The 13,029-nt window shown below is 33.8% G+C and carries 15 protein-coding genes; 4 read left to right on the top strand and 11 right to left on the bottom strand.

Annotation, left to right across the window (positions count from 1 at the left end; all coding sequences use genetic code 11):
• Positions 1 to 22: 22 nt before the first annotated feature.
• Entirely contained in the window at positions 23 to 1,270 is a 1,248-nt protein-coding gene (locus tag WFZ86_RS05555) for an ABC transporter permease (RefSeq protein WP_342691016.1), read from the top strand.
• Between the two features lie 6 nt (positions 1,271 to 1,276).
• Here the strand turns inward: WFZ86_RS05555 and WFZ86_RS05550 are convergent, their stop codons facing one another.
• From WFZ86_RS05550 to tamL, 5 genes are all read right to left on the bottom strand, one after another.
• Positions 1,277 to 1,642: a hypothetical protein gene (locus WFZ86_RS05550; RefSeq protein ID WP_342691015.1), complete on the bottom strand. Its 366-nt coding sequence runs from the start codon at positions 1,640 to 1,642 to the stop codon at positions 1,277 to 1,279.
• 80 nt (positions 1,643 to 1,722) lie between these two features.
• The gene (locus WFZ86_RS05545) at positions 1,723 to 1,908 is read right to left on the bottom strand and encodes a hypothetical protein (protein WP_342691014.1); all 186 of its coding nucleotides are present in this window, start codon (positions 1,906 to 1,908) and stop codon (positions 1,723 to 1,725) included.
• A gap of 81 nt (positions 1,909 to 1,989) precedes the next feature.
• Positions 1,990 to 2,844 carry an acetyl-CoA carboxylase, carboxyltransferase subunit beta gene (gene accD / locus WFZ86_RS05540; protein ID WP_342691013.1) on the bottom strand — a complete coding sequence of 285 codons (855 nt, stop codon included), beginning with the start codon at positions 2,842 to 2,844 and terminating at the stop codon, positions 1,990 to 1,992.
• A 110-nt stretch (positions 2,845 to 2,954) separates the two neighbouring features.
• Positions 2,955 to 4,022 carry a class II fructose-bisphosphate aldolase gene (gene fbaA / locus WFZ86_RS05535; RefSeq protein WP_342691012.1) on the bottom strand — a complete coding sequence of 356 codons (1,068 nt, stop codon included), beginning with the start codon at positions 4,020 to 4,022 and terminating at the stop codon, positions 2,955 to 2,957.
• Between the two features lie 63 nt (positions 4,023 to 4,085).
• Positions 4,086 to 6,641 (bottom strand): translocation and assembly module lipoprotein TamL, encoded by a 2,556-nt coding sequence (gene tamL, locus WFZ86_RS05530; protein WP_342691011.1) that lies wholly within the window; start codon positions 6,639 to 6,641, stop codon positions 4,086 to 4,088.
• Between the two features lie 38 nt (positions 6,642 to 6,679).
• Here tamL and WFZ86_RS05525 point away from each other — a divergent pair, with 38 nt between their 5' ends.
• Positions 6,680 to 7,420, top strand: a complete 741-nt coding sequence (locus tag WFZ86_RS05525) for a TrmH family RNA methyltransferase (protein WP_342691010.1) — start codon at positions 6,680 to 6,682, stop codon at positions 7,418 to 7,420.
• Here the strand turns inward: WFZ86_RS05525 and porT are convergent.
• Both porT and ubiE read right to left on the bottom strand, forming a co-directional pair.
• On the bottom strand, positions 7,407 to 8,126 hold the full coding sequence (porT, locus tag WFZ86_RS05520) for a type IX secretion/gliding motility protein PorT/SprT (RefSeq protein WP_342691009.1): 720 nt from the start codon (positions 8,124 to 8,126) through the stop codon (positions 7,407 to 7,409). The genes WFZ86_RS05525 and porT overlap by 14 nt on opposite strands.
• Positions 8,127 to 8,147: 21 nt before the next feature.
• Positions 8,148 to 8,879 carry a bifunctional demethylmenaquinone methyltransferase/2-methoxy-6-polyprenyl-1,4-benzoquinol methylase UbiE gene (gene ubiE, locus WFZ86_RS05515; RefSeq protein ID WP_342691008.1) on the bottom strand — a complete coding sequence of 244 codons (732 nt, stop codon included), beginning with the start codon at positions 8,877 to 8,879 and terminating at the stop codon, positions 8,148 to 8,150.
• Positions 8,880 to 9,075: 196 nt separating this feature from the next.
• Here ubiE and WFZ86_RS05510 point away from each other — a divergent pair, with 196 nt between their 5' ends.
• Complete coding sequence (locus WFZ86_RS05510) at positions 9,076 to 9,393, top strand: hypothetical protein (RefSeq protein WP_342691007.1); 318 nt, start codon at positions 9,076 to 9,078, stop codon at positions 9,391 to 9,393.
• 75 nt (positions 9,394 to 9,468) lie between these two features.
• On the opposite strand, the gene WFZ86_RS05505 is transcribed toward WFZ86_RS05510, so the two are convergent.
• Positions 9,469 to 9,954, bottom strand: coding sequence for a dihydrofolate reductase (locus WFZ86_RS05505; protein ID WP_342691006.1), 486 nt, complete (start codon positions 9,952 to 9,954; stop codon positions 9,469 to 9,471).
• An 8-nt stretch (positions 9,955 to 9,962) separates the two neighbouring features.
• The gene (locus WFZ86_RS05500) at positions 9,963 to 10,292 is read right to left on the bottom strand and encodes a 2TM domain-containing protein (protein WP_342691005.1); all 330 of its coding nucleotides are present in this window, start codon (positions 10,290 to 10,292) and stop codon (positions 9,963 to 9,965) included.
• A 234-nt stretch (positions 10,293 to 10,526) separates the two neighbouring features.
• Here WFZ86_RS05500 and WFZ86_RS05495 point away from each other — a divergent pair, with 234 nt between their 5' ends.
• Positions 10,527 to 10,823 carry an isoamylase early set domain-containing protein gene (locus tag WFZ86_RS05495; RefSeq protein WP_342691004.1) on the top strand — a complete coding sequence of 99 codons (297 nt, stop codon included), beginning with the start codon at positions 10,527 to 10,529 and terminating at the stop codon, positions 10,821 to 10,823.
• A 31-nt stretch (positions 10,824 to 10,854) separates the two neighbouring features.
• On the opposite strand, the gene WFZ86_RS05490 is transcribed toward WFZ86_RS05495, so the two are convergent.
• Together WFZ86_RS05490 and WFZ86_RS05485 are read right to left on the bottom strand one after the other, a co-directional pair.
• A complete protein-coding gene (locus tag WFZ86_RS05490) occupies positions 10,855 to 11,679 on the bottom strand; it encodes a thymidylate synthase (protein ID WP_342691003.1) in 825 nt (274 codons plus the stop codon).
• A gap of 17 nt (positions 11,680 to 11,696) precedes the next feature.
• Positions 11,697 to 12,983 carry a metal-dependent hydrolase family protein gene (locus tag WFZ86_RS05485; protein ID WP_342691002.1) on the bottom strand — a complete coding sequence of 429 codons (1,287 nt, stop codon included), beginning with the start codon at positions 12,981 to 12,983 and terminating at the stop codon, positions 11,697 to 11,699.
• Positions 12,984 to 13,029: the final 46 nt, after the last annotated feature.

Raw genomic sequence — 13,029 nt, 5'->3', positions numbered from 1 at the left:
ATCTAACACAATTTTTAAGTCTATGCTAGTTTATCTTCGGTTGTTGAAAGAGAGTTTTAGCTTTGCAATGAATGCATTATTGGCTAATAAATTAAGGACTTTGCTTTCCTTATTGGGCGTTACTATTGGTATTTTTTCAATAATTGCAGTTTTGGCTGCGGTAGATTCATTGGATAGAAAAATATCTAAAGATTTGAGTAGTTTAGATAAAAACACGATCTACTTGATGAAGTTTTCTTTTGGTCCTTCAGAAATTCCACAATGGAAAAGAGAGCAGTTTCCAAATGTGAAGTATGATGAATACGTTTATATGAAAGGGGTAATGACTGATACAGATCAAATGGGTTATCAGATTTTTACCAAAAGAGAATCCATAAAACATGAATCTAAAACTGTCAGCGATGTAAATATTGTGCCTGTTTCTCATGAGTTTATTGATATTCAGGGGTTAGAATTTGAACAAGGACGTTTTTACAATGAGTCTGAGGCTAACTCCGGTGCTGCGGTCATTGTTTTAGGTGATGAAGTCGCTTCGTCGTTATTCGAAGGAAGTGATCCAATTGGCAAAACGGTACGCTTGTACGGTAAACGTTTTACAGTAATTGGGGTGCTAAAGAAAAAAGGCTCTGGAATTTTTGATGAAGACGATACTTCGGCTTTTATTCCTGTGAATTTTGTGCGTCAATTGTATGGTGATAATAACGATGGATTGACGAATGTAATCATATTTAAACCCGAAAAAGGAGTAGATATGGATGCTTATAAAGGAGAAATCACTCAAAAACTCAGAGCATTTCGAGGGTTAAAAGCAGGAGAAATTGATAACTTTTTCATCAATGTGTTTTCTGGTTTTACGGATTTCATCGATGGAATTATTGGGCAAATGAATTTTGTTGGCTGGGTAATTAGTGGTTTTTCTTTGTTGGTGGGAGGTTTTGGTATCGCCAATATTATGTTTGTTTCGGTGAAAGAACGTACAAATCTTATTGGAATTCAAAAATCATTGGGGGCTAAAAATCGATTTATTTTATTTCAGTTTTTGTTTGAGGCGATTATTCTTTCTTTAATTGGTGGATTAATTGGATTGTTTTTTGTTTGGGTTATAGCTATTGTGTTGACCAATGCGTTGGATTTCGAATTTGTATTAGGTTTTGGTAATATTCTTTTAGGGACAAGTTTAGCGGCCTTTATTGGTTTGCTTTCGGGTATTTTGCCTGCTATATCGGCGGCTAATCTAGATCCTGTTGAGGCAATTCGTACAGGAATGTAGGAATGTTTATAAATAAGTTTTTATTGAAGGTTGACCATTTAGTAGATTCTGTTTTGGAAATTTAATTTTGGTTTTATCCCATTTAATTTGATTATGATGATAATATAGATTCCTTTTATTGTAGTAAAGAACAGTATCTTCTTCTTGAGTCGTTCTTCTAAATACGCATGTTGGAACCTTCATATTATATAAAAAAGACAAGATCTTTTTATCTTTAATGGTGTCATTTTGTGATCCTACAATTAAAAGTTGTCTTCTTTTTTCTTTAGTCATTACGTTTTCATTGATAAAGCTTTCAATACAAGATTTAGGTATTTTGATTAAGTCTTTTGGATGTAAGTCAATAAATTTTGGAATTGTGTCGTTTTCCATGCCATAGTTGCAAAATACTTCTCTTTTATTTCTTTGATAAAAGTATATATTCGATTGTTTGTCGATTATTATGTTACTTTCTAAAGAAATCCCATTCGGAATAAATGGAGGGGGTACATTGTTTTTTTTATCTCTTTCGTTATTTTTTTATTTTCTTGAGAAATAATATAGGGTTTTGGAATTGTATTGCTTTCCTTGACCGCTTCTTCTTTTTTATTACAACCGTAAAGCAAATTGATAACTATCAAAACTATTAAATTCTTCATATTCCAAAATTTGAAATAAAGATACACAAAAAAAAATCCCGAGAATTTCTCGGGATTTTTGTATTTAAAAAGTAAAAAGACTTATCGAATATCGTTGTTTTGAATCAAATCGATATATAGGTTGATTTTATCTTTCAATTCTTTTCTTGGCGTAATGAAATCTAAGAAACCATGTTCCAATAGAAATTCCGCGGTTTGGAAACCTTCTGGCAAATCTTTTCCTGTCGTATCTCTTACTACACGAGGTCCTGCAAATCCAATTAAGGCTCCCGGTTCAGAGATGTTGATGTCTCCTAGCATAGCGTAAGAAGCAGTCGTTCCTCCCGTGGTTGGGTCTGTACATAAAGAGATGTAAGGTAATCCAGCTTCTGCTAATTGTGCTAATTTTACCGATGTTTTGGCTAATTGCATCAATGAATAGGCGGCTTCCATCATACGAGCACCTCCTGATTTCGAAATCATTACAAAAGGTAATTTGTTTTGGATGGCATAGTCAATTCCTCTAGCAATTTTTTCTCCTACTACAGCTCCCATAGATCCTCCGATGAAAGCAAAATCCATAGAGCAAATTACTAACTCTTTACCTTTAGATTTTCCAACTCCAGTTCTAACAGCATCTTTGAGTTGTGTTTTGTCCATCACATCTTTTAGACGGTCTGAATATTTTTTGGTGTCTACGAAATGTAAAGTGTCTTTCGAGGTCATGTTTTTATCTAATTCAACAAATTCGTTGTTGTCAAATAAAATTTCAAAATAGGTAGCACTACCAATTCGAACATGAAAATCATCTTCAGGGCTAACATATAAGTTACGGGCTAACTCATCAGCATCAATAATTTTTCCTGTAGGTGATTTGTACCAAAGCCCTTTTGGAATGTCCATTTTGTCTTCGGTAGCGGTAGTAATTCCTTTTTCTTTTCTTTTAAACCAAGCCATTTATATAGTATTCAGTGTTCAGTAATCAAGTATTCTGTTTAATAATCAATAAAGTGTTCAATTATCAGTTTTGATAGCTGAACACTTAATATTGAAAGTGAATCACTTTTTTATAGTGTATTTACATTGTTTAAGTCAGCAAATGCTTGTTCTAATCTAGCATTAAAAGTCACTTCGCTTTCTCTTAACCATTTTCTTGGGTCATAATATTTTTTATTTGGAGCATCAGCGCCTTCTGGGTTACCAATTTGAGTTTTTAAGTACTCTAAATTATTAACCATATAATCACGAATTCCTTCAGTGAAAGCAAACTGTAAATCAGTGTCAATGTTCATTTTAATTACACCATAGCCAATTGCTTCTCTGATCTCTTCTAATGTAGATCCAGAACCACCGTGGAATACAAAGTCAACAGGGTTGTGTTCTGTGTTGAATTTCTCTTGAACATAGTCTTGAGAATTTTTCAAGATTTTTGGAGTTAATTTTACGTTTCCTGGTTTGTAAACACCGTGAACGTTACCAAATGAAGCTGCAATGGTAAAACGTGGACTTACTTTTGATAATTCTTCGTATGCATAAGATACTTCAGAAGGTTGAGTGTATAATTTTGAACTATCTACGTCAGAATTATCTACACCATCTTCTTCTCCACCTGTAATGCCTAACTCAATTTCTAGCGTCATTCCCATTTTGCTCATACGAGCTAAATAACCTTTGCATATTTCGATGTTTTCTTCGATTGGTTCTTCAGATAAGTCAATCATGTGCGAAGAGAATAATGGTTTTCCTGTTGCAGCGAAGTGTGCTTCAGAGGCGTCTAATAAACCATCAATCCAAGGCAGTAATTTTTTTGCACAGTGGTCTGTGTGTAGGATTACAGTTGCTCCGTATGCTTCTGCTAAAGTGTGAATATGTTTTGCACCAGCGATTCCACCAGCGATTGCTGCTTTTTCACCAGCGTTTGAAAGTCCTTTTCCAGCGTTGAATTGTGCTCCACCATTAGAGAATTGAATAATAACTGGGGCATTTAATTTTGCAGCTGTTTCTAACACTCCGTTGATGGTGTTTGATCCAGTTACGTTTACTGCTGGAAGCGCAAAGCCTTTCTCTTTTGCATATCTAAATATCTCTTGTACTTGGTCTCCAGTAGCAACTCCTGGTTTTATGTTGTGTGCCATTTTACTTATTTTTTAAGTTATCTATTTTTTATATATAGTTTGCAAAATTAATCATTTCTAACTTTAGAACGGGTAATTAATTCCAAAATTTAAGACCGATTTTGTGAAATTTAAATCTTTAAACCAACGGTTTCCAATCGGGTAAGCAGGGTTGTAGGTTTTGAAGCCTAAGTCAAATCGAACGACAAAGAAACTAAGGTCATATCGTAATCCAAATCCAGTTCCTAACGCTAGTTCTTTTAAGTCTTTAAGGTTTGTAAAGGTTGCACTTTCTAGGGTAACTGCATCCGATACATTCCATATGTTTCCAGCATCGGCAAATAAAGCTCCTTTTACACTTCCAATAATTTTAAATCGGTACTCAGCGCTAAATGCAATCTTCATATTTGCTTCGTTGAAATCAAGAATAGAGCCAGTACTTCCAGGACCTAAGCTATACGGTTGCCAAGCCCTATTGTCATTGGTTCCTCCAGAAAAATAACTTCTAGAAAAAGGCACATAGTCTGCATTGCCAAATGGGAGGGCAATGCCAAAGAAGCTTCTAAAAGCAAGAATGTTTTCTTTAGAAAAATCCCAATGTTTGATATAATCTAGTTCTAGTTTCAGGTATTCTGAATAAGGAAGGTTGAAGATTTCATATTGACTAGATGAATTTTTGGGTAAGTTGCTGGCTTTGGCTATCAAGCTCAATAAAGTTCCTGCAGATTCAATTTTGGTTCTAAATTGATAAAATTCGTTGTCTTGAATGTCTTTTTTAGTAGTTTGAGTAAAAGTGTAACTAGTTCCTAGAATAAAGTCGTTTTCAGTCAATCTTTCTCTTCTTTCCTCAATACTTAATACTTCTTTATATTCTTTGGTGTCGAATTTTATAGGCGTTTTTAGAGTTATAACATCATCTATAAAACCATCAGTCCCAGAATTTATAATTAGATTTTTGTCGGAATTTATATAAGAAGTATTGGTGTTGTAGTCTTTTGCAATTTTATTTAAGGCATTGTAGGAGGAACCGTAAACATTAAAATAATTGTCCGGATTTAGATTTCTTACAAATTGTACGTTTAATAGATCTACTCTGGCGGTATTGTTGCGAATGGGATTCCAGTTATACGTAATTAAGGCTGTGAAATTTTCTTTGTCTAAACCAATATTTCTTTGTTTGTTAAATCCCGATGAGATTTGTGTATAAGGAATCATTCGTTTTGGAATGAATTTATCGGTGTTGATAGGAAATAAAATTCTAGGGAAGTTTAGTTTTAAATTGATGCCGTATTCAGTTACATTGAAAAAAGCATCATTGGGGTTAGCAAAATCTTTTGAAGAACCAATGTTGCCTCTAAAACCAATTTCCAACGTTTCGGCTCTGTTAAAAACATTTCTAATTGTTTCGGTTACACTAGCTCCAATTCCAAAATCTTGAATATTGGAATGGGTTAAGTCTAAAGTGGTGCCGAAGCTAAATTTTTTCCTTGGCGAAAGATATATTTTTGCTATAAGGGATTGCGCGGTACTGTCTCTTTTGTCTACTTCGTATTGGATACTTGGGTAGCCAAAGATTTTTAAATTGTTTAAAGAACGATTAGAAAGTACGGTTTTATAGTCGCCAAAATAAGAGCCTTTTGTTAGGAAAACAGCATCTGTAATTGCTGATGGCTTGTATTTTAGTTTTCCATGACTGTAAAGATGAAAACCTTTATATTCAGAACTGTCAGTTACGGTTTCTGGAGGGGTCTTTGCAGAAAAGTCGGTGTAGATTTTCACATCGCTTATTTTGAAAAGTTTAAATGGAACAGTGTAAGTGGAGTCTTCTTTTTGATAAGAATAATTTTTGATGATCATTTTTACATTGGCTTTATCTTTTTTGCCAATGGTATCTATGTCAAAAGTGACATTGTTAGGTTGGAAGTGATAAGCGCCGTTGTTTCTAAAAAAAGTGGTGATTCTGTTTTTTTCTTCTTCAAAATCAATGGTTTTATATTGTTTTCCGGATTTGATAAAACTACTTTCTTGAGTTGTATTGTAGAGTGAGTCCAAGGCTGGTGACGTAATCAAGTGGTTGACTGTATCTAAAATAAAAGGATTTGACAAAGCAATATTGTATTTAACTTTTGCTTTTTTAAAGCCTACGCTATCAATAGAGTAGGAGGTTTTAGCGTTGAAATATCCATTGTTGAAATAGTAATTATTTAATCGATTGACTGTTTTTTGGATCTTGATCGTGTCAATAATTACAGGAGGTTCTCCGACTTTTTTTAGAAATTGATGAATGCCTTTATAGTAAAATGATTCTCCAAGGCGGTCTACTTGCTTTGCAGATAACCACTTGGCTTTTCTTTCGTATTTACCTGGTTTATTTGTAAATTTAGCTTGATAAGTAGAATCTGGATTTAAGTTGGCAGCATTGTAAAGTGCTAGTCTTAATCTAAATCCGCCAATAGTTCCGTTTGGATTTTGATACATTTGATCGAATGCCGTTTGATCCTTGATGGCTTTATTATTTACTACTATTTGGTTTTTTGTTAGTAAAAATTTGCCTTCTGGAACTCGTTTTACAGCATTACATGCTGAAATAATTATTGCAATTAGAAGAAATGCAACTACTTTTGTGGAATTCTTTTTCAAGTGATCTTAATAAATTTAATTCAAAAGTACATTTTTTTATGGTTAGTAAAAACCAAATAAAACTTATATCGAGTTTGCATCAAAAAAAATACAGAATAGCTCATCAATTGTTTATTGCCGAAGGCGTAAAAGGGATTCATGAGTTATTGAGTTCTAATTTCGAGTTGGAGCATTTATATGTAACCGTTGATGATTTTAGAACTGTAGCTTCAACGCAAAAAACGTTGATTTCTGATGTCGATTTAAAAAAAATCAGTGCTTTAACTACTCCCAATACTTGCTTAGCTGTTTTTAAAATTCCAAATGAAAGAGCTGTTGTAAGTGAGGGATTGATAGTTGCTTTAGATACTATTCGAGATCCCGGAAATATGGGGACGATATTGAGATTGTGCGATTGGTTTGGGATTAATCAAGTGATTTGTTCAAAAGAAACTGTTGACTTATACAACCCAAAAGTAGTTCAGGCTACAATGGGCTCTATTGCAAGAGTAAACGTCAACTATTTAAACTTGAACACTTTTTTAGAAACGACATCACTACCCGTTTATGGAACTTTTATGGATGGAGAAGATATATATAACTCTGAAATTACTAATGAGGGAATTATCATCCTAGGTAACGAGGCTAACGGAATTTCAAAAGAAATCGAAGCACTGGTTACTAAGCGCATTACAATCCCTCGATTTGGAAATTTACAACAAACTGAAAGCCTAAATGTTGCCACCGCTACTGCGATTGTTTTGAGTGAATTTAAGCGTAGGGTTTTTAATGAAAAGTGAAGTTGATAAAAATAGCCCTGCTTTTTATGGATTCAATATTGCTAGTCCATGGGCTATTAGGATCTTTATCTCTTATTAATTCATCGTTTATGCCGAAAACCCCACGAATGGATGGAGAAAAGATGAAATACTCAGAAAAGATATCAATCCCAAAGCCTAGTTCATAGTTGGGCGTCCATGATTTCATTCTGAATCTTCCTTCTGCATTGTCGTCCAAAGATTTGGAATTACTTGATAAATTTAGCGTAAGTGAGCCACCGCCTATTAAATAAGGTCTTACATTTCCCGTTCGTAGTGCAGAAAATTTAACCAACAATGGGAAATGGATGTAAGTACTGTTTACCTCTCTTAATCGATCACTTGCAGTAGGTGTAGATGGGAAATAGCTATTTGGGTAATACAAATCCCTTTTGGTATAATATAATCCTGGTTCGAATCTCAAGTTGATGTATTCTTGTATTCTTAAATCTGACACAAGCCCTACATTAAAGCCAGTACTTCTTTTGACTAATACATCAGGAATATTGTTTTTGTAATCAATTTTGAAGTCATAACCATTCAAACCCATATAGAACCCAAAATACAATTTTTGCTTTTGAAAGTTTTCTAAGTTGATGATAGGGTCTTTACTGAAAAGACGTTTGTTCCCTTGTGCATTAGCAAAGGTGGTGCAAAGGATAAAAAGGAAAACAATGATTTTTTTCATAGGAAACAGGACAGTTTCTAATTATTTTTTGGATGCATAATAAATGGAAGCCACCCCAAAAGTTTGAGGCATATCTTTTACATCTATAAACCCTGTTTTTCTCAAAATATTGTTCAATCGTTCACCATAAGGAAAAACTGCCGAAGATTCAGATAAATAACCGTAAGCAGTATTGTCTTTTGAAAATAATTTTCCAATCAAAGGAAGTATGTTTTTACTGTAAAAGTGATAGCCTTGTTTGTAGGGTGTTTTTTCTGGAACAGAAGTCTCTAGAATAACGAAAGTGCCACCAGGCTTTAATACTCTTAAAATTTCGGATAATCCTTTTTCTAGATTTTCAAAGTTTCTAACCCCAAAAGCCACGGTAATGGCATCAAAGTAGTTGTCTTCAAAAGGCATGTTTTCTGAGTCCCCTAAAAGCATCTCGATACGGTTGGAAAGTTTCTTTGTCGCTATTTTTTCAACTCCCACGGCTAACATTCCTGCTGAGATATCTAACCCTATGATTTTTTTAGCTTGAGTTTGTGCCATCAAAATGGCTAAATCTCCCGTGCCAGTGGCTATGTCAAGTATAGTTTCTGGATTGGATTTTGTTACTAAATTCAGAACTTTTTTACGCCATTTAATATCAATACCAAAAGATATGACACGGTTTAAATTATCATAATTACCTGAAATTGTGTTGAACATGGTGGCTACCTGTTCTTTTTTGCTTAATTGTGAATCTTTATAGGGAGTGACTTTTTCTGACATCGTTTTTTAATTTGCACAAATATAGTATAAACTCCATTAACACAGCACTTGATTTGATTTTGAACGTGCTTTTTTGTAATTGTGACTTTCTTTGGAGTTAGTTTTTGATTTTAACAAAAAAAATGAAATATCACTAAAAGTGGGTATTGTGCAGTATGAAAATATTATTCAAATTTGCCATGTAAAAGAAAAATAAATGGTTAGTATTAATTTAATGACTCAAATCAAATGGTTTATTATTGCGCTGATAATCGCGTTTGTTCTTGTTAGCAGTTTTGAAAATATCGCTTTTGCGAGTGGTACTTTTTTTGAAGCGCAAAATACGTTCTTAGGATTAAATTTGTTTTTGGAAATTTTAATTTTTTTGGTCTTTAGTATCTTTGTGGTATTTGGTATTAAAGGCTACTTTGAGTTTTACTCAAAAAAGATATCAAACATTATTATTTCAGTCTCTGGATCAATATTGTTTCTTGGTATTTTAATATTGTTGTCTCAAATACTGTTACAAGAGTGAGTCATTAACAAAATCATATCTTTTACAAAAAGAAAACATCCTGAAAGGGATGTTTTTTTGTTTGGTATATTAGTGTTATTTAATTTTTAAATACGTTTCAAAACTATAATCATAAAGGTGTTTCTCGTCTTTCAAATGTTTTTCGGACTCTGATAATTGCCACTTTTTGGGGTTAATTTCTGGAAAAAAAGTATCGGCTTCAAAATGGTGGTGAACCCTTGTTATATCCAGTTGATCGGCAAATGGCATGGCTAAGTTATATATTTCTCCTCCTCCAATCACAAAAATAGTTTCTGTTTTAGGGCAGGCTTCAATGGCTTTTTCTATTGAATCTACGACAATACAACCTTCAGGATGGTAATTTTTTTGTCGAGTAATAATGACATGAGTTCTATTTGGTAATGGTTTAGGGAAGCTTTCAAAAGTTTTTCGCCCCATGATAATGTAGTGTCCTGAAGTTATTGCTTTGAATCGTTTAAAATCATTAGGAAGGTGCCAAATTAAATCGTTGTTTTTGCCCAAGGCAAGATTATCAGCCACAGCGGCAATAAGTGTAATCATGAGTTTTTTTATTGGTTATCTTTTTCGATTTGACGTTCTAGTTGGCTTATCTTTTTTTGTTGTAAAGCAACCAATCTGTCGATTTGATCTCTTTCCCAGTTTTTATCCATGAAACGATCTGTAATAAACACTTTTATAAAGTGAAGTACGAATAAAAAAGCCCAAAAAGTAATAATCCAAATACACCAATTGTTTTCTGCTCCAATAGAAAAGAAGCGATGTGCTATGAATAAAAAAATACTAGTCAATGCAAAAAGTACAAAGTGAAAGTACAATCTTTTTTTTTGCTTGATTCTTCGTCTGGCATATTCGTATTGTTCGTGAATGACTTGATCCATGTTTTTTTTGTAGATAAAGATAAAATTTATTTTGCATAACTGATAATCTATCTCATGTTTTGCATGATTTTAGAAACTTTTAAATTTTGAATATGAATTTTTAATTGCCTTTAAATTATCGTTTTATTTGTTTTTTAACATTCATTTGTGTTAAATTGTAAAAATGAATATAATGTATTTGTAGTTCTGTTGAAATTGTTTAACTTGTTGTAGAATTTTAAAAATCATGGAGTTATGGCTATTAAAAAGCAATTTGTTAAGACAAAACCAGTTTGTAAAGTTACTTTTTCTATTTTAGCAAAAGAAGCTGCTTCTGCGGCAGTAGTTGGTGATTTTAACAACTGGAATATAGAAGAAGGTACAATGGAAAAATTAAAAAACGGTACTTTTAAAGGCGTTTTTGATTTGCCTAAAGATTCTTCCTATGAGTTCAAGTATTTGATAGATGGAAACTATATGAATGATCCTGAAGCTGATGGATTAAAATGGAATGATTATGCTGGTGCCGAAAATTCTGTTTTAGCTTTATAGATAATAAAAAACCGCTTTAGCGGTTTTTTTATTATACAGCAACACTTCCTTTTATTGTAGGATGCGGGTCGTAATCTTCTAAGGTAAAATCTTCATAAGTAAAATCGAAGATGTCTTTTACATTGGGGTTTAGCGTCATTTTTGGCAAAGGTCTTGGCTCTCTTGAGAGTTGCAATTCAATTTGTTCAAAATGATTGTTATAGATGTGTGCGTCACCAAATGTATGAATGAATTCGCCTGGAGCTAAGTTGCAAACTTGCGCTATCATTAGTGTTAATAGGGCATAGGAAGCAATATTAAATGGTACTCCTAAGAAAATATCAGCACTACGTTGGTACAATTGACAGGATAGTTTTCCATCGGCTACATAAAATTGAAAAAAAGCATGACATGGAGGTAATGCAGCTTTGTTGTTGGTTACATTTTCTTCAAAGCTTTTCTTAGTGTCTGGTAATACAGAAGGATTCCATGCCGAAACTAATAGTCTTCGGCTATTAGGATTGGTTTTTAGCTCCGTTATTAAGTCAGAAATTTGATCAATTTCTTCACTGTTCCAATTACGCCATTGATGGCCATAAACGGGACCCAAATTTCCATTACTGTCTGCCCAAGCATCCCATATTTTTACACCGTGCTCTTGTAGGTAAGCAATGTTAGTTTCACCTTTTAAAAACCATAACAATTCATGAATAATGGATTTCAAATGTAGTTTTTTGGTGGTTACCATTGGGAATCCGTCGGCTAAATCAAAACGCATTTGATAGCCAAAAACACTTTTGGTACCCGTTCCAGTACGATCTCCTTTTTGTGTGCCGTTCTCCAAAACGTGTTTAACTAAGTCATGGTATTGTTTCATAGTATGTACCGCTTGTTTTATTGTTTTTTATAAATTTTTCCGTCTTTCATTACAAAAGAAACTTCTTCTAATGTTTTAATATTTTTGAGAGGATTATCATTTACAGCGATAATGTCTGCCCAAAAAGATTCTTTTAGTTGACCAGCTTCTTTATCGATTCCAAGCAACTGAGCGTTAGTTATTGTAGCGGCTTGAATGGTTTCTATTTCTGGCATACCAGCTTCTACCATATAACCAAATTCTTTACCATTTATGCCATGTGGAAACACACCAGCATCTGTACCAAAGGCAATTTTCACTCCTTTTTTGTAGGCTTTGGCAAAAGTTGATTTAATTTGAGGGCCTACTTCACGTGCTTTAGGTACAACAATTTCAGGGTAAAAGCCCGGTATTTCAGCGTTTTTTTCTACTTCTTTTGCAGCAGTAAGCGTTGGAACTAAGTAAGTATCGTACTTTTTCATGAGTTCCATAGTCTCTTCACTCATAAAAGTACCATGCTCAATGGTTTTGATGCCACCAAGTATCGCCCTTTGCATTCCCTCATCTCCATGAGCGTGTGCAGCGGTTAGCATATTGTAATCTTTCGCCGTTGCAGTAATTGCTTTTATTTCTTCAATAGAGAATTGTGGATTTTTTCCGCTTTTGGCTACACTTAAAACACCACCAGTTGCAGTGATTTTAATTACATCTGCTCCTTCTTTATAGCGTCCCCTTACGGCTTTTACAGCATCTTCTGGTGAATTGATTACGCCTTCATGAGGCCCAGGATCGCCTACTAGTTTTCTGTTGCTTCCGTTTGTTGGGTCGGCATGACCACCTGTTGTTGCAATAGCTTTTCCTGCGGTATAAACTCTAGGTCCTTTAATCAGTCCTTTATTGATGGCATTTCGTAAAGAAACATTAACTCCTGTTCCTCCTAAATCTCTAACGGTAGTAAAACCAGCTAGTAAGGTGATTTCTGCACAATTCACGGCTTGAAAAGCGACATCGGCTTCGTTGTCAATATATTTTGAGACGTAGCTTTTTGAATTAAGTTCTCCTTCGATATGAACATGAAGATCAATCAGTCCTGGTAAAACGAATTTGTTTTTTAAATCAACTTCAATATCGTTTGGATTGGCTTTGGAGATAAAACCTTCTTGTATTTTTATGATTTTGTTTTTGGCAATTACAATGGTTTTGTTGGAAAGCATTTTGCCTGATTTGGTATCTAGTATGGATCCGCAATGCAAATAATAGTCCTGCGCCAAAGTAACTTGTGCTGTAAGAAATACAAAGACAAAAAGAAGTTGTTTTAGTTTCATAGGAATACAATTAGTGGTGTGCAATTATATATTGCTTAGTTTATAG

The organism is Flavobacterium polysaccharolyticum, from assembly GCF_038739875.1.
In the GTDB taxonomy this organism is placed as follows: Bacteria; Bacteroidota; Bacteroidia; order Flavobacteriales; family Flavobacteriaceae; genus Flavobacterium; species Flavobacterium polysaccharolyticum.
The sequence above is the reverse complement of the archived record's forward strand: the minus strand, read 5'-3'. Positions and strand labels throughout refer to the sequence as shown.

Bases quoted from the DNA above. Each gene is read 5' to 3' on its own strand.
- ubiE (WP_342691008.1), bottom strand. From the start codon at position 8,879: ATGTCAGAAAAAGTCACTCCCTATAAAGATTCACAATTAAGCAAAAAA.
- WFZ86_RS05525 (WP_342691010.1), top strand. From the start codon at position 6,680: ATGGTTAGTAAAAACCAAATAAAACTTATATCGAGTTTGCATCAAAAA.
- WFZ86_RS05505 (WP_342691006.1), bottom strand. From the start codon at position 9,954: ATGATTACACTTATTGCCGCTGTGGCTGATAATCTTGCCTTGGGCAAA.
- fbaA (WP_342691012.1), bottom strand. From the start codon at position 4,022: ATGGCACACAACATAAAACCAGGAGTTGCTACTGGAGACCAAGTACAA.
- WFZ86_RS05485 (WP_342691002.1), bottom strand. From the start codon at position 12,983: ATGAAACTAAAACAACTTCTTTTTGTCTTTGTATTTCTTACAGCACAA.
- accD (WP_342691013.1), bottom strand. From the start codon at position 2,844: ATGGCTTGGTTTAAAAGAAAAGAAAAAGGAATTACTACCGCTACCGAA.
- WFZ86_RS05545 (WP_342691014.1), bottom strand. From the start codon at position 1,908: ATGAAGAATTTAATAGTTTTGATAGTTATCAATTTGCTTTACGGTTGT.
- WFZ86_RS05510 (WP_342691007.1), top strand. From the start codon at position 9,076: ATGGTTAGTATTAATTTAATGACTCAAATCAAATGGTTTATTATTGCG.
- WFZ86_RS05500 (WP_342691005.1), bottom strand. From the start codon at position 10,292: ATGGATCAAGTCATTCACGAACAATACGAATATGCCAGACGAAGAATC.
- WFZ86_RS05490 (WP_342691003.1), bottom strand. From the start codon at position 11,679: ATGAAACAATACCATGACTTAGTTAAACACGTTTTGGAGAACGGCACA.
- WFZ86_RS05495 (WP_342691004.1), top strand. From the start codon at position 10,527: ATGGCTATTAAAAAGCAATTTGTTAAGACAAAACCAGTTTGTAAAGTT.
- WFZ86_RS05555 (WP_342691016.1), top strand. From the start codon at position 23: ATGCTAGTTTATCTTCGGTTGTTGAAAGAGAGTTTTAGCTTTGCAATG.
- porT (WP_342691009.1), bottom strand. From the start codon at position 8,126: ATGAAAAAAATCATTGTTTTCCTTTTTATCCTTTGCACCACCTTTGCT.
- WFZ86_RS05550 (WP_342691015.1), bottom strand. From the start codon at position 1,642: ATGGAAAACGACACAATTCCAAAATTTATTGACTTACATCCAAAAGAC.